The 19,304-nt window shown below is 65.5% G+C and carries 18 protein-coding genes; 16 read left to right on the top strand and 2 right to left on the bottom strand.

Translation table 11 applies throughout. The features are described 5' to 3' along the window. The 8 genes from F7O44_RS29685 to F7O44_RS18690 all read left to right on the top strand — a co-directional run. A partial coding sequence (locus F7O44_RS29685) for a hypothetical protein (protein WP_222851489.1) occupies window positions 1-620 on the top strand: 620 nt, incomplete at its 5' end. A 157-nt stretch (window positions 621-777) separates the two neighbouring features. Beyond that, window positions 778-1,512, top strand: coding sequence for a DUF5819 family protein (locus F7O44_RS18660; RefSeq protein WP_281353601.1), 735 nt, complete (start codon window positions 778-780; stop codon window positions 1,510-1,512). Next, window positions 1,509-2,609, top strand: coding sequence for an HTTM domain-containing protein (locus tag F7O44_RS18665; protein ID WP_162451766.1), 1,101 nt, complete (start codon window positions 1,509-1,511; stop codon window positions 2,607-2,609). Before F7O44_RS18660 ends, F7O44_RS18665 begins: the two co-directional genes overlap by 4 nt. Window positions 2,610-2,995: 386 nt before the next feature. Continuing rightward, window positions 2,996-4,792 (top strand): choice-of-anchor G family protein, encoded by a 1,797-nt coding sequence (locus F7O44_RS18670; protein WP_162451767.1) that lies wholly within the window; start codon window positions 2,996-2,998, stop codon window positions 4,790-4,792. Window positions 4,793-4,910: 118 nt separating this feature from the next. Next, window positions 4,911-5,705 carry a DUF5819 family protein gene (locus F7O44_RS18675; protein ID WP_162451768.1) on the top strand — a complete coding sequence of 265 codons (795 nt, stop codon included), beginning with the start codon at window positions 4,911-4,913 and terminating at the stop codon, window positions 5,703-5,705. Then, a complete protein-coding gene (locus F7O44_RS18680) occupies window positions 5,702-6,748 on the top strand; it encodes an HTTM domain-containing protein (RefSeq protein ID WP_162451769.1) in 1,047 nt (348 codons plus the stop codon). The genes F7O44_RS18675 and F7O44_RS18680 overlap by 4 nt, the downstream gene beginning before the upstream one ends. 142 nt (window positions 6,749-6,890) lie before the next feature. Further along, window positions 6,891-7,670, top strand: a complete 780-nt coding sequence (locus F7O44_RS18685; protein ID WP_162451770.1) for an electron transfer flavoprotein subunit beta/FixA family protein — start codon at window positions 6,891-6,893, stop codon at window positions 7,668-7,670. A gap of 28 nt (window positions 7,671-7,698) precedes the next feature. Then, window positions 7,699-8,646: an electron transfer flavoprotein subunit alpha/FixB family protein gene (locus tag F7O44_RS18690; protein ID WP_162451771.1), complete on the top strand. Its 948-nt coding sequence runs from the start codon at window positions 7,699-7,701 to the stop codon at window positions 8,644-8,646. A gap of 189 nt (window positions 8,647-8,835) precedes the next feature. On the opposite strand, the gene F7O44_RS18695 is transcribed toward F7O44_RS18690, so the two are convergent. Further along, the gene (locus F7O44_RS18695) at window positions 8,836-9,933 is read right to left on the bottom strand and encodes a M20 family metallopeptidase (protein WP_162451772.1); all 1,098 of its coding nucleotides are present in this window, start codon (window positions 9,931-9,933) and stop codon (window positions 8,836-8,838) included. Between the two features lie 4 nt (window positions 9,934-9,937). Beyond that, the gene (locus tag F7O44_RS18700; RefSeq protein ID WP_162451773.1) at window positions 9,938-10,948 is read right to left on the bottom strand and encodes a substrate-binding domain-containing protein; all 1,011 of its coding nucleotides are present in this window, start codon (window positions 10,946-10,948) and stop codon (window positions 9,938-9,940) included. Between the two features lie 180 nt (window positions 10,949-11,128). Here F7O44_RS18700 and F7O44_RS18705 point away from each other — a divergent pair, with 180 nt between their 5' ends. The 8 genes from F7O44_RS18705 (at window position 11,129) to F7O44_RS18740 (ending at window position 19,294) form a co-directional block, all read left to right on the top strand. Beyond that, entirely contained in the window at window positions 11,129-12,103 is a 975-nt protein-coding gene (locus F7O44_RS18705; protein WP_162451774.1) for a substrate-binding domain-containing protein, read from the top strand. Between the two features lie 14 nt (window positions 12,104-12,117). Then, window positions 12,118-12,876 carry an ATP-binding cassette domain-containing protein gene (locus F7O44_RS18710; protein ID WP_162451775.1) on the top strand — a complete coding sequence of 253 codons (759 nt, stop codon included), beginning with the start codon at window positions 12,118-12,120 and terminating at the stop codon, window positions 12,874-12,876. Next, window positions 12,873-13,892, top strand: a complete 1,020-nt coding sequence (locus F7O44_RS18715) for an ABC transporter permease (RefSeq protein ID WP_162451776.1) — start codon at window positions 12,873-12,875, stop codon at window positions 13,890-13,892. Before F7O44_RS18710 ends, F7O44_RS18715 begins: the two co-directional genes overlap by 4 nt. A 10-nt stretch (window positions 13,893-13,902) precedes the next feature. Next, a complete protein-coding gene (locus tag F7O44_RS18720) occupies window positions 13,903-14,949 on the top strand; it encodes a phosphotriesterase family protein (RefSeq protein ID WP_162451777.1) in 1,047 nt (348 codons plus the stop codon). Then, window positions 14,946-15,692 carry a glutamine amidotransferase gene (locus tag F7O44_RS18725; protein WP_162451778.1) on the top strand — a complete coding sequence of 249 codons (747 nt, stop codon included), beginning with the start codon at window positions 14,946-14,948 and terminating at the stop codon, window positions 15,690-15,692. Before F7O44_RS18720 ends, F7O44_RS18725 begins: the two co-directional genes overlap by 4 nt. A gap of 2 nt (window positions 15,693-15,694) precedes the next feature. Beyond that, window positions 15,695-16,639, top strand: coding sequence for a nucleoside hydrolase (locus F7O44_RS18730; RefSeq protein WP_162451779.1), 945 nt, complete (start codon window positions 15,695-15,697; stop codon window positions 16,637-16,639). Between the two features lie 126 nt (window positions 16,640-16,765). After that, window positions 16,766-18,019: a phosphodiester glycosidase family protein gene (locus F7O44_RS18735; RefSeq protein WP_162451780.1), complete on the top strand. Its 1,254-nt coding sequence runs from the start codon at window positions 16,766-16,768 to the stop codon at window positions 18,017-18,019. An 84-nt stretch (window positions 18,020-18,103) separates the two neighbouring features. Then, a complete protein-coding gene (locus F7O44_RS18740) occupies window positions 18,104-19,294 on the top strand; it encodes a cysteine desulfurase family protein (RefSeq protein WP_162451781.1) in 1,191 nt (396 codons plus the stop codon). Window positions 19,295-19,304: the final 10 nt, after the last annotated feature.

A 19,304-nucleotide genomic window follows, 5' to 3' on the forward strand; every position in this document is an offset into this window, starting at 1 on the left:
ACGCGGACGTGGATGCTGATGTTGACGCGGACGTGGATGCTGATGTTGACGCGGACGTGGATGCTGATGTTGACGCGGACGTGGATGCTGATGTTGACGCGGACGTGGATGCTGATGTTGACGCGGATGTCGATGCTGATGTTGACGCGGACGTGGATGCTGATGTTGACGCGGATGTCGATGCTGATGTTGACGCGGACGTGGATGCTGATGTTGACGCGGATGTCGATGCTGATGTTGACGCGGACGCGGACGCGGACGCTGATGTTGACGCGGACGTCGATGCTGATGTTGACGCGGACGTCGATGCTGATGTTGACGCGGACGCGGACGCGGACGCTGATGTTGACGCGGACGTCGATGCTGATGTTGACGCGGATGTCGATGCTGATGTTGACGCGGACGTGGATGCTGATGTTGACGCGGATGTCGATGCTGATGTTGACGCGGACGCGGACGGCGACAAAGACGCCAACGGCGACAAGGACGCCAACGGTGATGACCTGCCTGACACCGGTGTAGGCAGCATGGTTCTCATCACCATGCTTGTCGCATTGCTGCTCGGAGCCGGTGTGATCGCATACACCGCGAGCAACAGGCGCCAGGCAACGATCGAGTAGACGATCCGTCTATCCGACGAACGGACCGGTGGGTCCGCACCGAATGGCCGGTGTGGACCCACCGATTCTCGTGATACCTCTACTTGAGGCAGCACAGACAGTGCGGGCATGAAGCTCGGGAGCAGGCTGGTGGACCTGCGGGGTTAGGGGCAAGTGGATGCAGCAAACGAGGCCGGTCTGGCTCAAGTTCCTGGCTGGCATAGCTGGCTTAGCTGTCGCGGCACATTTGGCTGTGACCGCGTTATTCGTGGGTCCTGACAACGCTGCGAAGGACGCGTTGAAGGAGCCGATGAACGCGTACATGCTCCCGATGTTTCAGCAGAACTGGAGCCTCTTCGCGCCGAACCCCATAGGAACCGAACGATCGTTGCTGGTGCGGGCTTGGTTCGACGACCAACGCCACACCGAGTGGGTGGATGTGACGGAACTGGAAATCGACGCCGCGGTTTTGCACAACCTGACGCCCTCGAGAGTTGGGATTGTCACCCGGCGAGTCGCTACCCGGATCGGCCAGCAGCACGGGCGCATGACCACCGAGGAACGGCGCGCGCTGGCCAGTCACTATCACGACGATGCGTGGAACCGGCTTAATGCCCGGTTGATGCGAGAGGAAGACCGCTCGCCGGCAAGCCGCATCGCTTACGTGCTCAGATACGATCGCGCGATCACCGCCTATGCGACCCAGTTTGCCTACGCCTGGTGGGGCGAGGATGCCGGAATCAAGTACGTGCAGTTCAAGACCGAAGAAGAACGAGCCATCAGCTTCGCCGACCGGCATCGCGATCTAGACCCAAGAGTGACCACCCGCGAATTCGGACGCCGGCCGCTACTGGAGCACGACGGGCAGGACCGTGAGGCGTTCGCCGCCGCCATTGAGAGGTTCGCCAAATGAGTGCGCCAGCTCCGCCGCTGTGGAATGAACATGTGTCGCCGAAGCTGCGCTTCGGTGAGGAATGGCTGCTGGGCGCGAAACGCGCCACCTACGGTATCGCCCTTGTCCGGATCTTGTTTGGCTTGACTGCTCTGGGATTCCTGGCTGCGAACTGGCTGAATCGACATTATCTCTGGGGCGACGCCGCGCGCTGGCTGGAGCCGATCGATGACAACGGTGGCTTCACCTGGCCGTTTACGTTCTTCCACGGTGGTGGTAGTCAGCTCGAGCTGAATCTGAAGCTTGGCCTGGTGGCCGTGCTCCTGGTGTTGCTCGTGCTCGGGTGGCGCACCAGAATGCTTGCGCCGATCATCCTCCTGCTCTGGGTGAGCTTGATCGAGGCACAGCCGATCTATGGCGACCAAAGCGACAACATCTTCCGGATCCTCTTCTTTTACATGTGCTTTGCTGATACATCCGGGCGATGGTCGCTTGACGCCCGCCGGCGAGCCAAACAGGCCGCCGGCCAATGGCAGAGCCCCATACAGCTGAAGATCTCACCCGAGCTACGTTCGAACGCGTCGATGGTCGCCATTTTGTTTCATAATCTGGCGATCCTGGCCGTCGGCGCACAGATCTGTATCATTTATGTCGCTTCAGGTCTGTACAAGGTTCAGGGTGAATTCTGGCAGGACGGCACGGCGGTCTATTACCCCATGCAGGTTGGCCAGTACGCCCCATGGCCGGCGCTCAACGATTTCCTGGGTTCAAGTGCCCTCGGCGTGATGGTCATCACGTATTTCTCCGTGCTGATCCAGATCTTCTTCCCGTTGATGCTCCTGCGGCGCACGACGCGCGTACTGGCTCTGATCAGCGTGGCGGGCATGCATCTTGGAATTGCCGTGATCATGGGCCTGCCGTTCTTCTCCTTGTTCATCTTGGCCGGCGACATGGTATTTATCCGGGACTCCACGTACGTCAGCATCCAGCGCTGGGCTCGTGGTAGATGGCGGCAACGGCGTGACCAGCGTGAGAGCAAGAAGGCGGCTGAGCTGAAACCCGGGCTGGAGTCCGAGCAGGAGCCGGTGTCCGTGTCTTCCGCGGCTCGCGCCGGCTGACTCGGGCGGCAAAAGATCATCGGCCGGCCCTTGTGTCCGAGGGCCGGCCGAGGCGCGTCCTGGAGTGCTGCCGCGAGCCTGGTGGCCGGGAGTGGCGAGCCACGATATGCGGCTTATGGCTTCATCTATGACTCATAGTAGTGGGATGGAAAATCATGCCGTGGGCACCGTCGGACTATATGCCCGATTTGGGCAACTTACCCCTCGTGTATTCAATTGATACATACGCGCCTGCCTAGCGCCTGGACGGTCACAAATTATGTCCAAACGTATGATCGTTCTGCCTACGACAAGCGAACTTCATGCCGATAGTGTCGGGGTCACGTCGCAGAGCGAATTAGTAGTGCCTGCGACAACCACTTTGGTACTGCCGTAGGGGAGAAGGCATGACGTTTGACAGTAGAAAGCGCCGACAGCTGCTTAGCAGCAGCGTCGCCGCAGGGGCCGTAGCGGCCCTGACGTCGACGGCGCTGGCGATGCCAGCGTCGGCGGCAGAGGGAGATTACTCGCGGGCGGAAGCCCGATTCCTGGCGGGCGAGGTCCTCGGTGTGGACCTCGACGAAATCGTCGAGCTGGCCGGCGTCGAGGTCGAGAACTTCGGCACCGAGGAGCCAGTCACCGAGGCTAACCCGCTGGACATCACCATCCTCGACACCATCGACATCGACATCCCGGGCGGCATCCAGCTGCCGCTGAGCGACATCATCGAACTCGGTGCGGTCAACCAGTGGGCGGACGCCAGGGACAACGGTACGTCGAGCGCGGCTACCGGCGCTGTCGCCGACAACGGCGGCGTCGGCACCGGTGTGGACGCCGGTTTCCCGGGTAACGCCAACTTCAACCTCACCAACCTGCTCGGTGAGAACTTCACCGACCTGATCGCCGATCTCGAGCTCGAACTCGGCGCGATCTCGTCGGAGGCGCATCTGGTTGGTCCTACCGACTTGGAGTTGCAGGACACCGAGGATGTCGGTGACGGCTTCACCCTCACTCGCGACTACGAGATCGCCGGTGGCTACCTGAAGCTTGAACTTCCGCTGCTGGGTGGTCTGCTGCCGGACATTCTCAACAGCGTCGGCGAGGTCGACGACGAGGTCAACGCGTCGCTGAGCGAGCAGGGTCTGACCAACTCGCTCGGATCGCTGGGCTCGAACGATGACGAGGTCGCCAGCGATGCCCGGGGCGCGGTCGCAGAGATGCTCAGTGAGCCGGTGGCCAAGTCGGCGATCGAGCTGGACCTGGGCGCGGGCACTCTGATCATCGATCTCAACGAGCTGCTCGACGGCGGCCTGAACGGTCAGCCGCCGAACACCGAACTGCTCAGCTCCGCAGTGCTGGGAGGTCTCCTTGGCAACCTGACGGACCTGCTGGACGACCTGCTGGGTGACATCCTGGGCCTGGTGCAGGAGTCCGTCGAGCAGACTGTTGAGCAGGCCCAGGCCGACGACGCCGCGGCTGATGAGGCGCTCGAGGCCGCTATTGGCCTCGGTGACATCCTCGATGGCCTGCTGGGCCTGCTGAACCTCGACGAGCTGATCGACGATCTCGGTGACGTCCTAGCCAAGGTGATCTCCATCAAGCTGAACTACCAGCCCGATCAGCCGATGAACAACAGCGCCCAGGCCGAGATGCTGCGCAGCATCCCGCTCGCGGGCGCCGACACGGCCGACCTCGAGTCCGGAGGCCCGTTCCGGGTGTCGGCTCTCTACATCGACGTGCTGCCGGCCGACAGCCTGGCAGTTGTCGACCTGGCTCGCTCCGAGGTCGGACCGAACCTGGCCCAGGAGCAAGAGGTCGAGGTCGACGTCGACGCGGATGTCGATGCTGATGTTGACGCGGACGTGGATGCTGATGTTGACGCGGATGTCGATGCTGATGTTGACGCGGATGTCGATGCGGACGTGGATGCTGATGTTGACGCGGATGTCGATGCTGATGTCGATGCGGACGTGGATGCTGATGTTGACGCGGATGTCGATGCGGACGTGGATGCTGATGTTGACGCGGACGTGGATGCCGACGCTGACGCGGAGGTCGACGCCGACGCTGACGCCGACGGTAATGGCCTGCCCGACACCGGTTCGAACATCCTGTGGCTGCTTCTTGTGGTCGGCCTGCTGGCTGCCGGTGGCTACACGATGTACATGACGAGCCGCAACCGCAAGGCGGCGGCACAGGGGTAACTACGTACTCCCCTTAACTAGGTCTCGTGCCTAGCCAGGTGGGCCGGCGCCACACGGCGCCGGCCCACCGTTTTGTCGTCGGCAGACGCGAGCCGGTGCGGTCGTCTAATCTTGCGGGGTGTCCGACAAGCAGGACGAGCAACGCTCAGACTACGTACCACCTATCGCCCGGGGGATAGCCTTCTTCCTCGTAGGGCTCCTTGGCATCCATTTCGCGGCCACCTTCTTGTGGAATGCACCGGACAATCCGATCAAGGACTCCGTCCGGGACGAGATGCGCAGCTATATCCAGCCGTTCTTTCAGCAGAACTGGAGCCTGTTCGCGCCGAATCCGGTGAGCAGTGAAGGGGAGGTGCTGCTGCGGGCGCGGACTGAAGACCCGGTCACCGGTGATGTCCGGACCACGGAATGGATCTCGCCCACTGAACTCGAGTGGAGCGTGGTGCGGGACAACCCGGCGCCGTCACGCGTCAGCCGCCTCTCGTCCAATCTTCATCGGCGGCTCAACACGGCGTGGAACCGGCTGAACGATGAACAGAAGGACATCGTGGCTGACGACTACGACGACATGACCGTCTGGTCGCCACTCGCTGACGACCTGATCGAAGCGCAGGGTGGTGAGACATCGTCGCGGGTGGCCAACCTGGTGCGTGCCGACCGGGTGCTGACCGGCTACGCCACCCAGGTGGCTCGGGCAATGTGGGGCGAGAACATCGTGGCCGTCCAGTTCCAGTTGCAACGCACGCCGGTGCCCCGATGGGAAGATCGCATGGAGCCGGAGCCGGACAACCCCGACCGGACATATCGCCACTTCGGCTGGCGCCCGGTGCTGGTCAACGACGGCCAGGATGACGATGCGTTCGCGCGGACATTGCTGCGCCTGCGTGACCAGGTTCGGGGAGTGGCGTCATGATCGGCTCGCTGGCCCGTGACCTCTTCCGGCTGGTCGCATCCACTGCCGGAAGAGTGATCGATCAGGGCGAGCGCTGGCTGTTCGATCGCAAGAAAGCCACGTACGGCCTGTCGGTGATGCGAATGTGCCTCGGCGTCGCAATCGTCGGCTCGCTCACGGTCAACTTCGTCGATCGCTATTACGTATGGGGCCCTGGTGCCCGCTGGCTGCAGCCTTGGCTGGTGATCGACGACTGGGGGTTCCCGTTCACCGTCATCTTCACCCCGGACGACTCAACAGTGATGTTCACGGTGAAGTACCTCTGCCTGGGCGTTGTCGCCGTACTCTTCACGCTTGGCTGGCGCACTCGCGTGATCACTCCGCTGCTGCTGCTGATGCTCGCCAGCCTGATGCGGCTGAACCCGGTGGCAACCGATGCTGGTGACAACCTGACCAGAATCATGTTGCTCTTCATGTGCTTCGCCGATGTCAGCGCCCGATGGTCGCTAGACGCCCGGCGTCGTGCCGCCGCCGGGCCGCCGCGCCGCCGTATTCCGGCTTGGCCCGGCGTGCTGTTCCACAACGTTGCCTTGATCGCGATCGCCGGCCAGGTGTTCGTCGTCTATGTCGTGTCCGGGTTGTCGAAGGTGCAGGGGTCGATGTGGCAAGAAGGAGTCGGCCTCTACTATCCCTTGCGGATCGCCCAGTACGAGGCCTGGCCGGCGTTGAATGAACTGGTTTACTCCAGCGCGTTCTTCGTCACGGTCGGCAGTTATGTCACGGTCTTCGTTCAGGTCTTCTTCCCGTTGCTGTTGCTCCGGCGCGGCACCCGGATCATGGCGCTCGTGCTCGTCTTCTTCATGCATGTCGGCATCGCCGTGACCATGGCGCTGCCGTGGTTCTCGTTGGCGATTCTGGCCGCCGATGCCATCTTCATCCGCGACGATTCCTATCGGGCGGCGATGCGATGGCTGAGCCGTGCGAGGCGGGCCGATCCGGGCGGACTCGGCCCGGCTGAGCCGGTGCCTGTCGTCAGGCCCGAGGAGCAGCTGCGGCCGCTGTGAGATGTTGCATTGTGAAGAACCGCACTCCAGGTGTTACTCGCCAGTAACAAGAGGTACGATCGGTGCGTTCAGTAGAGGTGAGGCCAACTCTGGCTGATCCTCTTGACGGGCCGTATAACGCACAGGAGGTCGTCGCCCGGTCATGAAAATCATCGCCCTGGTGAAACACGTGCCGGACGCTGCCGCGGATCGGACGTTCAACGACGCTGACAACACCACGGACCGAGTTGGTGTGGACGGAATCTTGTCCGAACTCGACGAGTATGCCGTTGAAGCAGCGCTGAAGATCGCTGAATCCGGAGACGCCGAGGTCATCGCGGTCACAATGGGTCCAGAAGGCGCCGTCGATGCTGTCAAGCGCGCGCTTCAGATGGGCGCCCACTCGGGTGTTCACATCGTCGACGACGCCTTGCACGGTTCGGACGCGCTGGCGACGTCGCGAGTGCTGGCGACGGCCATCGAGAAGGTAGGTGACGTCGACCTCGTGCTGTCGGGCATGGCCTCGACCGACGGCGGTATGAGCGTGGTCCCGGCCATGGTCGCCGAACGGCTCGGGCTGGCACATGTCGGGTTCGTCGGTGAGCTGACGCTGAATGGCGCCACCGTGACGGCGCGCCGCGACGCGGATGTGACCGAGACCGTCGAGGCATCGCTGCCGGCCGTCGTCTCGGTGACCGACCAGATCAACGAGCCGCGTTACCCCTCGTTCAAGGGCATCATGGCGGCGAAGAAGAAGCCGGTCGAGACCTGGTCTCTGGCCGACCTCGGTATCGAGTCCGAGGCAGTGGGCCTCTCTGCCGCGTGGTCCGTGGTCGACGCCATTGATCAGCGCCCCGAGCGCACTCAGGGTGAGATCGTCACCGACGAAGGCGACGGCGGCGTCAAACTCGCCGAGTACCTTGCCAGCCAGAAATTCGTCTGACGCGTGCGTGTCCCTAGGGAGAGAAGATATGACTGAGATCCTCGTCCTCGTCGACCACGCTGACGGCGCGGTACGCAAGACCACGACCGAACTGCTGACCATCGCTCGCCGGGCCGGCGAGCCCTCGGCGGTCTTCCTCGGTTCGGGCTATGAAGCTGCCAAAGAGACGTTGAGCGCGTTCGGCGCCGAGAAGGTATATGTGGCCGACGCTCCGGAGCTGGACGACTATCTGGTGGCGCCCAAGGCGGAAGTCCTGGCGCAGATCGCCGCCAACGTCAACCCAGCGGCGGTGCTGATCGCTTCCAACCCGGATGGCAAAGAGATCGCGGCGCGGCTGGCGGTCAAGCTCGAGTCCGGCATCATCACCGACGCGGTGGACGTCGGGGCTGACCTGACGACCACCCAGTCGGCCTTCGCCGCCAGCTACAGCGTGACCGCGCGGGTCACCCACGGCACACCGGTCATCACCGTCAAGCCGAACTCCGCGACACCGGAGCAGGCTGCCACCACGCCGGTCGAGGAGAAGGTCGCCGCGTCGGTGTCCGATACCTCGAAGGCCGCGAGGATCGTCTCCCGGAGTGCGCGCGAGGCGACCGGGCGGCCGGAACTCACCGAGGCTGCCATCGTCGTGTCCGGAGGGCGCGGCACCGGCGGCAACTTCGCCCCGGTAGAAGCCCTGGCCGACGCCCTGGGCGGCGCAGTCGGCGCTTCGCGCGCCGCGGTCGACTCCGGCTGGTACCCGCACAGCCACCAGGTGGGCCAGACCGGCCAGACCGTGTCGCCGCAGCTGTACATCGCGGCCGGCATCTCCGGAGCTATCCAGCACCGTGCCGGTATGCAGACCTCGAAGACGATCGTCGCGGTCGACAAAGACCCGGAGGCGCCGATCTTCTCGATGGTGGACTTCGGCGTCGTCGGCGATCTGCACACCATCCTGCCGCAGGCGACCGAGGAGATCCTGAAGCGTAAGGGCTGATCGCCGAGCACTAATGCTCCGGCAAATGAGGTCTCTCCTCGCCCAGCAGACTCGGTCGGAGGGAGGCTGCGCCATTGTCCTCCCTCACCAGCTGATGGTCGCGCTTGCCGGCTCCCTCGTGCCTCGTCCGCCGGCTCGCCGCTCGACATGCCCGCCACACCATGGAGAGACCTCATGTGCCGGAGTGCTTCAGTGCTGTGCGCAGGCCTTGTCTAGCAGGCTTGTGTAAACGTCACATGCGGCGTAGATGTTCTCGACCCGGCACCGCTCGTCGGTGACGTGTGCCTGCTCGGGCTCGCCCGGGCCGAGGATCAGCGCGGGCCCGCCGAGTACGGCGGCGTCGGTGAAGTAGGTCGCGCCCGGCAATGGGTCGTCGGTCAGGCCGAGCTCACGGAGCACGGCACGCATGCTCTCGGCCGCCGGATGGGCAGGGTCGGTGAGTACAGGCGCCAGGTCCAGCATCGGTGTGACGTCCACGTGGGCGCCGGCAGCCGTGCCCACGGCGCGGGCCAGCGCCGCGTGCTGCACACCAGGCACGGATCGGATGTCGAGGCCCGCTTCGGCGTGGTGAGGCACGAGGTTCACCTGCTGGCCGGCGTGGAAGGTGCCGACGTTGACGGTGCTCGCGCCGAGTTGTGGGTGGGTCGGCCAGATGTCCGCGGCGACGACGTCCTGCACCGCCCGGGCCAGGCGCAGAGCAGCGTTGTCCCCGAGCTCGGGCCGGGAGCCATGTGCTGCCCGGCCGTGTGCGCTCAGCCGCAACCACAACGCGCCCTTGTGGCCGAGCACCAGCCGGTTGGCGGTGGGCTCGGCGACGATCACCGCCCACGGGTCCGCAGGCATGGCGTCGGCGAGCTGGCGCGCGCCCTCGCAGCCCGTCTCCTCGGCAGCGGTGAGCAGGAGATGGACCCCGCGGCAGCGATGCGGGCGGCTGGCGTGGGTGATGAAGGCGACGGTGAGGGCGGCGACGCCAGCCTTCATGTCGCTGCTGCCACGGCCGTAAACCCAGCCGTCGGTGACGTCCGCGCCCCATGGATCGGCCGTCCAGGAACCGGTGTCGACGGCGACGGTGTCGAGGTGCCCGGTTAGTATGACCGGCCGGTTGGTTCCGTCCAGGTCGCCGCCGTGCCGGGCGATCAGCTGATGCCGGCCGGACCGCCATTCGAGCACCGTTGTGGCGGTCCCCGAAGCCTCCAGGCGCCTGGCGATGAGAGCCGCCGCGGCGGCCTCTCCGTCCAGAGCGGTATTCAGCCGGATTAGTTCGCGGGTCAGCGTCAGGGCGTCCATTGGTTCACTCCGGTTCGGCGCTGGACACGGTGCTCTCCCGGACGACGAGTTCGGGTTCCAGCGCCAGCTTGCGCACCGGAAGGTCGGTGTCGGCCAGGCGGGCGTCGAGCAGCCGCACGGCTTCGGTGGCGATCGCCTCGCGTGGCTGCCGCAGCGTAGTCAGTGCGGGTTCGACGTAGCTGGCGATGAAGATGTCGTCGAACCCAGTGATCATCACCTGCTCCGGAATGGCCACACCGTGCCTGCGTAGCTCGCGGATCGCTCCCACGGCGATCTCGTCGTTGCCGCACACCAGAGCGTCCGGCAGTTCGCCGCCGGCGAGGAGCTGTCGAGCGGCCGACTCGCCCCATTCGATGCTGAACTCTCCGAGCAGTTCGACGCACTCGGTGATCCCGGCGGAGGCGGTGGCACGCCGCAGCGCGTCCAGCCGGTCCCGGCCGCTCGAACTCTGCTGTCCGGCGCTGACCAGGACGATGCGCTGGGCGCCGAGTTCGCGGACATGGTTCACCACGTGCGCCATTCCAGCTTCGTCGTCGACACCTACCCAGTCCAACCGGACCTGGTCGGCATACCGGTCGAGCTGGACGACGGGAGTGTGCCGCATGGCTTCGCGCAGGCCCTCGGCGCTTGCCTGGGAGTCGACCGGACTGATCAGCAGGCCGTCCACCTGCCGGCCGAGCAGCGCATGGATGCGCCGCCGCTCGACATCCGCGGACAGCCGGGCGTCGCACAGCATCAGCTCGCGGTCGGACTCCTGAAGTGTGCGCTCGACGGCCTCGACGATGGCTGGGAAGAACGGATTGCTGATCTCCGGGACGATCATCCCGATGACGCCTGTGCGTTGTGCCCGCAGGGCTCGCGCCACGGCATTGTGCCGGTAGCCGACCAGGCGAGCGGCCTCGTGCACACGCTCGGCCACCTCCGGCCCGACCCGCCGGGCACCAGACAGTGCACGCGAGACTGTGGAGACCGATACCCCCGCCTCCCGGGCGACGTCGTGGATGGTGACAGCCACCAGTTCCTCCCTAAATCGGCCAAACGTTTTCCCGATTCTAGCCCACCAAGCATGTGCATGATCCAGTGTTTCACTACGGTTAATCTCTGATTCGACCCTTGACCGCCTCCTGGAGTCGGCGTAACTTTGCTCGGCAATGGGCAATCGTTTGCCCGCCATGGACCGTTTGAAGGAGATGCGATGACCCACGTCAGGGCGGCCCGTACGGGCATGGCCGTTGCGCTTGCAGGCTCCATGCTGGCGCTCGCCGCTTGCGGCGGCAATGGCGACGACGGTGGTAACGACGGCGACGGGGACGGCGACATCAAGATCGGCCTCGTCCAGATCAACCAGCAAGCTTTGTTCTTCAACGAGATGAACGCAGGCGCCGAGGAAGCTGCCGAGGACGAGGGCGTCGACCTGACGATCTTCAATGCCAACGACGACGCCTCCACCCAGAACGAGGCCATCGCCAATATGGTGACCCAAGGGTTCGACGCGCTGATCGTCGTGGCGATCGACGTCGAAGGAATCAAGCCGGCGCTGGCTGAGGCCAAGGACGCCGGCATGGCCGTGATAGCCGTCGATGCGATCGTCGACGACCCGAACGTCGACGTGCAGGTGGGCGTGGACAACGACGAGGCGGGCCGGCAGATCGGTGAGTACGTCAACTCCTGGATCGAGGAGAACGGCGCTGACTCCAATATTGGCGTGGTCGGTGCGCTGAACTCGTTCATCCAGAACATCCGCATGGATAGCTTCGTCGAGACCGTCGAAGCCGCGGGTGGCGTCATCACCCAGACCGTCGACGGTGAGAATCGCCAAGAGGCGGCCATGGCGGCGGCCGAGAACATGGTGACGGCGCAGGACGAGACCTCGATCGTCTACGCCACCGGTGAGCCGGCCTTGCTGGGAACGGTTGCCGCGGTGCGCTCACAGAACGCCGCGGATCGGATCCGGGTCTTCGGGTGGGATCTCACCGCGGAGGCGATCTCCGGGATTGACGAAGGATTCGTCGAGGCGGTCGTCCAGCAGGATCCCCGCGCGGAAGGTGTCGTGGCCGTGCAGGCGGCGAAGACCTTGGTCGAGGGCGGTGCGGTGGAGTCACCGATCGACGTGCCGGTCGCCATTGTGACCAGTGACAACGTCGACGAGTTCCGCTCGATCTTCGAGTAGGGGGACAGCCGACGATGTCGCAACGGGAGAGCACGCCAGACCGGATCGTCATGCGGGACATCCGCAAGCGTTACGGCATGGTGGACGCGCTGCGCGGGGTCACCCTCCGCCTTGGCGCCGGCGAGGTCATGGGTCTGGTGGGCGATAACGCCGCCGGAAAGTCGACGCTGATGAAGATCCTGGCCGGTGCCGTCTTGCCCGATTCCGGGGAGATCCAGGTCGACGGCGCCGTGACGCGCTACGCCTCGCCAAAGGAGGCACATGACCTCGGGATCGAGATGGTCTACCAGGATCTGGCGCTCTGCGACGACATCGACGTCGCCGGCAACCTCTTTCTGGGGCGCGAGCCGCGTAGGGGCGGCGGGCTGATGCTCGACGAACGGGCCATGCACGCGCGTGCCCGCGAACATCTCGACGCGCTACGGATCCGGATTCCACTCACCAACCTGCCGGTGCGGGCGCTGTCCGGCGGTCAGCGACAGGCAGTGGCCATCGCCCGTGCGGTCACCTTCGGCCCGCGGGTACTGATCATGGATGAGCCCACCGCGGCGCTCGCGGTCAGCGAGGTGCGAACGGTTCTCGAACTGATTCGCACGGTGGCCACCCGCGGCGTAAGCGTCATCCTCATCACGCACCGGCTGCAAGACCTATTCGAAGTGTGTGACCGCCTGTGCGTCATGTACGAGGGAACGCTGCGCGCTGACCTCGATGCCCGCACTACATCGCTGGAATCGCTGGTCGAGGAGATCGTCGGAAGGGGACACGCGGCATGAACACCCCGCTCGCTACCGAATCCGCCCCCAATGAGCGTCTGGTGGTGACCCGGCAGACTCGGTTGACCGCGAAACTCACCACCCATGTGCAGACCGTCGCCGTTGGCGGGGTCCTGCTGGTGCTGTTGCTGGTCTTCGCCTTCTCAGCAGATCAGTTCCTCACCGTCAACAACATCCTGAACATGCTCCGGCAGATCGCTCCCACCATGATCGTGGCGGTGGCGATGACCTTCGTCATCACCTCCGGAGGCATCGACCTGTCGGTCGGATCGACGGTGGCGCTGTCGGGATCGTTGCTCGCCATCGCCATCTCCGCGGGCTGGGACCCGACGCTGGCGCTGGCCGCCGTGGTGTTGCTGGGCGCGGTGATCGGCTTCGTCAACGGCTGGTTCAGCGCCTATCACGGCATACCGGCATTCATCGTGACGCTCGCGATGCTGTCGATCCTCCGGGGCACCGCATTACGCGCCACAGAGGGGTATTCGACGCCGATCTCGCGCGACACGTGGGTGGTTACGCTCGGCCAGGGCCGGCTGCTGGGTATCCCGTTGCCAGCGATCATCGCGCTCGTCGTTGCCGTGGCCGGGTGGTTCGTCTTCGCCAAGACACCGTTCGGGCGCTACGTTGTCGGCCTGGGATCGAACGGTGAGTCGCTGCGCCGCAGCGGCGTCGCAGTCCGGCGAGTTGGGCTGAGTGTGTTCGTGCTGACCAGCACGGCAGCCGCGATGGCCGGTGTGCTGGTGGCCACCCGGCTGGCATCAGGATCGGCGAACGCCGGGGTGATGTTCGAGCTGGAGGTGATCACCGCCGTTGTGCTCGGCGGCACGAGCCTCTTTGGCGGGCGGGGCAGCATCGTCGGCACCGTGCTGGGTGCGCTGGTACTGGGCGTGATCGCCAACGGACTAGTGCTCATGCACGTCTCGCCGTTCTACATCCAGATCCTGCAGGGCGCGATCCTGCTGCTCGCGATCTTCTTGAACCAGAAGATCTTCAGCCGGTTCGCGACCAGGGCTTAGCGGACCACCCGTGACTGACGTCATCACTGTCACCGGCCCGGTCGACTCGGCCGAGCTGGGCCCCACCCTGTTCCATGAACATCTGATCAACAACAATGCGAGCGCGTGGCGGCGCCCGGGACCAGATGAAGCCGCGGCATGGCAACTGGTCGATGTCCCGGTGACGGCCGCGTTGCGCGAGAAGCTGCGCACCGACCCTTACGTCTGCAAGGACAACTGCTCGCTGGACGACGTCGACGTCGCGGTCGCCGAACTGGACTTGTACACCGGGCGAGGTGGTCGCACCGTCGTCGAGCAGACCACCGACGGGATCGGCCGGAACCCCCGGGCGCTGCGTGAGATCAGCCTGCGCAGCGGGGTGTGGATCGTCATGGGCTGCGGCTACTACCTCGAGCGCAGCCATCCGGCTTTCGTGGCCGGGGCGAGTGTGGCCCAGTTGGCTGACCGGCTGGTGGCTGAGTTGACCGAGGGAATCGACGGGGTGCGGCCCGGGCTGATCGGCGAGATCGGGATCGGCCCAGACTTCACGATGGCCGAGGAGAAGGTGTTGCGCGCGGCCGCCCGGGCGCAGCTCGTGGCCGGGGTGCCGCTGTCGGTCCATCTCCCGGGGTGGCAGCGGCTCGGGCAGCGGGTGCTCGACGTCGCCGCCGAAGAGGGCTGCCCGGCGTCGAGCGTCGTCTTGTCGCATCTCAACCCCGCATGCGACGACGCCGGCTACCTCGAGCGGCTGGCTGCCCGCGGCGCATGGCTGTCCTTCGACATGATCGGGATGGATCACCGCTTTCCCGGTGAGGGGGCTGCGCCGGCCGACGATCATGTGGCGGCGGCGATCGCGCAGCTGGCCAAGGACGGACGGGCCGGGCAGGTGCTGCTCTCACACGACATCTTCATCAAGACGCTGCTGGCGGCGTACGGCGGGCCCGGCTACGGCCACGTTCAGGCGTCGTTCCTTCCGATGCTCACCCGGCACGGCCTCACCCATGTCCAGGCGGCATCACTGCTTATCGACAACCCCCGTGCCGTCTTCGAGGCGGCCGCGAAAGGAGATTCCGGATGACGCGCGTGCTCATCGCTGGCGAGTCGTGGGTGAGTGAGTCCACTCACTACAAGGGCTACGACGCCTTCACTACGGTGACCTTCCACACCGGCGTCGACCCGTTGCGTAACGCGCTACGCGCCGAAGGCATCGACGTGGACTACATCCCCGCGCACGAGGTTCCTGAGCGGTTTCCCGCGACCGAGGCCGATTTGGCCGGAGTCGACGTGGTGATCCTTTCCGACATCGGAGCCAACAGCGTCCTGCTGCACCCGGATACCTGGCTGCATGGCAAGCGCACGCCCAACCGGCTGGCCATGCTGGCGGAATGGGTGCGCGGTGGCGGCGGGCTGATGATGGCCGGTGGGTATCTAAGCTTCCAGGGCTTCGAAGGCAAGGCGATGTGGCGCGGTACCGCGGTGGAGTCCGTGCTGCCCAGTCTGATCTCGCCGTACGACGACCGGGTGGAGACTCCGGAAGGGATCATGCCGGTGGCCGGCGTCGACCATCCGGTCACGGCCGGGCTGGACGGTTCCTGGCCGGCGCTGCTCGGATACAACCGATTCGCTACCACCGACGACGCCACCGTGCTGGCGCGGGTCGGCGACGATCCGCTGCTGGCGGTCCGGACGGTCGATGCCGGGCGGACCCTTGCATGGGCATCTGACATCGCGCCGCACTGGTGCCCGGAAGAATTCCTCGGCTGGCACGGTTATCGATCACTCTTCGGGCAGGCTGTGACCTGGCTGGCCAAAGGGGAGTGAGCATGCCGACACCGGTGATCCTTGACGTCGATCCTGGCCACGACGACGCTATGGCGATTCTCCTGGCGCGGGCCGACCCGCGCGTCGACCTGCTGGCTCTCACTGTGGTCGCCGGCAACCAGACGCTCGACAAGTGCGCACTCAACGCCCGGCGCGTTTGCACCATCGCTGGCATCGACGACGTTCCGATCGCTGCCGGCGCTGATGGTCCTCTGGCCCGGTCGCTGCGTATCGCTGACGACGTGCACGGGGCGTCCGGCCTCGACGGTCCGCAGTTCGGCAAGCCCGAGGTGGACCTCGATGACCGGCACGCGGTTGAGCTCATCTACGACACCCTGCGTGCCCATCCCGAGCCGGTCACTCTGATCCCCACCGGCCCGTTGACCAATATCGCGCTGCTGTTGCGCGAGCACCCGGACGTGCGGGGCCGGATTCACGAGATCGTGCTCATGGGCGGCTCCACCGGGCGCGGCAACGTCACCCCGTACGCGGAGGCGAATATCTACGTCGACCCGGAGGCCGCGGCCGAGGTCTTCGAGTCTGGTCTGGATATCACCATGGTGGGCCTCAATGTCACTCACCAGGCCCTGGTCACCGGCGATGTGGTGGCCCGGCTGCGGGAGATCGGCACGCCGTTGGCCGACACCTGCGTGCAGATGATGACCTTTTTCGGGTCGACCTACCGGGAGTTGTGGGGCATGCCGGCACCCCCGTTGCACGACCCGGTCGCGGTGGCCCGAGTGATCGACCCATCACTGGTGCGGTGTGTGGACGCCCCGGTGCGGATCGAGACACGCGGTGAGTACACCGCTGGTGCCACCGTGACCGACCTGCACCATCTGTCCGGACGTCCGGACAACGCGCGGGTGGCTGTCGAACTCGATCAGCCGCGGTTCTGGGACCTGATGATCGACGCGGTCGCCGACTATCCCGCAAATTTGGCCTAGACCACTTTGGCCTAGACCGGTACACTCCAGGGCACGTTGATCAACTGCCCGCCCACGACGTCCTCCGGCGCTCGCTTGAGTTCCAGGTGCGCAAGAGACGTTCATGACTGGTTGGAGTGAGTGCGAATGACGATTCCTCGAGGGCTGCGGCGCAACGTGCGTGCGGCGGTGGCGGTGTCGGCCGGTGCGTTGCTCGTGGCGGGCCTCGCCGCGACCGGCGCCCAGGCCGCGGACCCGGCCGTGGGTCACAGCGGACCGGAGTTCCAGGAGACGCGCCCGATAGCGCCCGGCGTACAACACCAGCGCTTCGAGATGTTCGACGCGGCGGGAGACCGGGTCGAGGGAAACCTGCTGAAGGTGAACCTCAAGAACCCCAATGTCACCCTCGATCTGCTGTATCCAGGTGTCGTCTCCGCCCGCCAGCCGTTGACGACGCTGGCCGGGAATCAGGGCGCGGTGGCCGGGGTGAACGGCGACTTCTTCGACGTGGGCGGCACCTCGGAGACCGACGGCAGCAACGCTCCGGTCGGAGCGGCAATGGCCGCCGGGCAGGACCTCACCGGTGCGGTTCCGCTGGGTCAGCGATGGGGCCCGCCGCTCGCCCCCGAGACCACACATGTGAAAACCGTCTTCGGTGTCAGCGAACATGGTGGGCAGGTCGCTGAACTCTCCTTGGAAGGGAAGCTGACCACCCCTGCCGGCGTTCGGGAGCTCGACGCGCTCAACCAGTACGCGATCAAGGTAGGCGGCGTCGGAGTCTTCACGCCGGTTTGGGGTGTGGCCGATCGCCGGCGGGCGACGTGTGGCACGGACACCGTCCGGAACGCTCCGTGCAGTGAAGAGACCATCGAGGTCGTGGTCACGGACAATGTCGTCACCGAGGTGCACGATGAGCCTCGGGCCGGCGCGATCGCCGAGAACAGCTTCGTCCTGGTGGGGCGTGAGGCAGGCGCCGGAAGCCTCGAACACCTGGCGCCGGGCGACCCCGTCGAGATCGAGTACGGACTCGTGCCGAACGTCGAGGCGAGCTTCGACTTCGCCATCGGGGGCACCCCCATCCTCCGCGAAGGACAACCCCTCGCCGGTCTGCAAACCGGTGTGCGTGAGCCCCGGACGGCGGCGGGCGCAGCGGCGGACGGCTCCACGATCTATTTGGTCACCATCGACGGACGGCAGGATCACAGTGCCGGGATCTCGATTCACGACCTGGCCGTGCTGATGAGCGATCTCGGAGCCGATTCCGCGGTGAACCTCGACGGCGGTGGCTCCACCACCATGGTGGCGCGAGAGCGGGGCAGCAGTTCGGTCAGCGTGATCAACTCGCCGTCGGGCGGGCAGCAGACGCCGGTACCGAACGGAATCGGCATCTTCGCCCGCTGATCATTGGCTTTTCACCCCCGGATTCGGGGGTGAAAAGCCAATGATCACCGGGGTGTGCGGGAGCGCACGTAGACTGGTTGCGATATGTCGGAGCGACAGGTTTATCTCGACCATGCAGCGACGAGCCCCATCCTTCCCGAGGTCATCGAGGTCGTCGCGGAGGTGATGGCTACCGTCGGCAACCCATCGTCGTTGCACGCTGCTGGGCGTCAGGCTCGCAAGATAGTCGAGGAATCCCGCGAGACCGTGGCCGGTGCGCTGGGCGCGCGGCCGAGCGAGGTTGTGTTCACCTCCGGGGGCACGGAGGCGGACAACCTCGCCGTCAAGGGGCTGTACTGGTCCAGGCGGGCGGCCGATCCGCGCCGGGTACGCATCCTCGCCTCGGCGGTCGAACATCACGCCGTGATGGATGCCGTGCAGTGGCTGGGGGAGGCCCAGGGGGCCGAGGTCGAATGGCTGCCGGTCGATGCTCACGGCGCGCTCGAGGTGGCGGCGCTGCGAGAAGCGGTCGCCCGCGAGCCCGAGTCGGTAGCCCTGATCACGGTGATGTGGGCCAACAACGAGATCGGCACTGTGCAACCGATCGACCAGATCGTCCCCATCGCAGCCGAGTACGGCATCCCCGTGCATTCCGATGCCGTCCAGGTTGTCGGGCACCTGCCGGTCGACTTCTCGGCCAGCGGGCTGGACACGCTGACCATCAGTGGGCACAAGATCGGCGGGCCGATCGGTGTCGGCGCGCTTCTGGTGCGCCGCGAGATCGAGTTGACACCCGTACAGCATGGCGGCGGCCAGGAACGCGACGTCCGCTCCGGCACGCTGGACGCGCCCTCATTTGCCGGCCTGGCCACCGCGGTGGACGCTGCCGCCGGGAACATCGCGGCGCGAGCTGAACACCTGGGTCAGTTGCGTGACCTGCTGGCCCAGGGTGTGCTGTCGGCCGTACCGGACGCGGTCCGAAACGGCGTCCCGGACCGGTCGCTGCCCAGCATTGCGCACTTCTCATTCCCCGGTTGTGATGGCGACTCGCTGCTGCTGTTACTCGACGCCGCGGGGATCCACTGTTCGACGGGCAGCGCATGTACGGCAGGCGTGCAGCAGCCGTCGCACGTACTCTTGGCGATGGGCGTCGATCCGGAAGTCGCGCGAGATTCATTGCGTTTCTCTCTGGGGCACACGTCCACCCGGGCCGACGTCGAGGCCCTGATCGAGTCGATCGGCCCCGCCGTGTCGCGGGCCCGGAAGGCTGGATTGTCAGGTACCAGCAAGCGATGATGAGGTAACG

This window comes from Phytoactinopolyspora mesophila (assembly GCF_010122465.1).
Taxonomy (GTDB): Bacteria; Actinomycetota; Actinomycetes; order Jiangellales; family Jiangellaceae; genus Phytoactinopolyspora; species Phytoactinopolyspora mesophila.